At 35.0% G+C, this 437-nt stretch carries 1 rRNA gene; it reads left to right on the forward strand.

The features are described from left to right. Positions 1-338 precede the first annotated feature (338 nt). Positions 339-437: ribosomal RNA gene (locus Q8G36_RS28665) — 16S ribosomal RNA — on the forward strand; the annotation flags it as partial.

Genomic DNA, 437 nt, shown 5'->3' on the forward strand with positions numbered 1-437 from the left:
TTGATTAATTTAATGATGAAACACGTACGGTGGTTTTTTTGTATTCATTAACAAGATGGTTTCAAGAGGAAAGTGTTATTAGAGATTCTTATTTTACGGATTAAATGTTGACACTAAAGAAAAATAGAAGTATGATAATGAAGTCGCCTAATTAATGAGCGATTTTTAAAAAAAGAATTCTTCGTAGAAGTTGACAACTATTCAGTGTTATGTTAAGATGAATAAGTTGAAACAACCAAAAACAAATTGCTCTTTGAAAACTGAACAAAACAAAGCGCCAACGTTAAATTTTAAGTGAGCACACACTATTAAAAAAGCAAATGAGCAAGTCAAACATTTCTTCGGAGAGTTTGATCCTGGCTCAGGACGAACGCTGGCGGCGTGCCTAATACATGCAAGTCGAGCGAATCGATGGGAGCTTGCTCCCTGAGATTAGC

Source organism: Peribacillus frigoritolerans (assembly GCF_030676415.1).
Classification (GTDB): Bacteria; Bacillota; Bacilli; order Bacillales; family DSM-1321; genus Peribacillus; species Peribacillus frigoritolerans_A.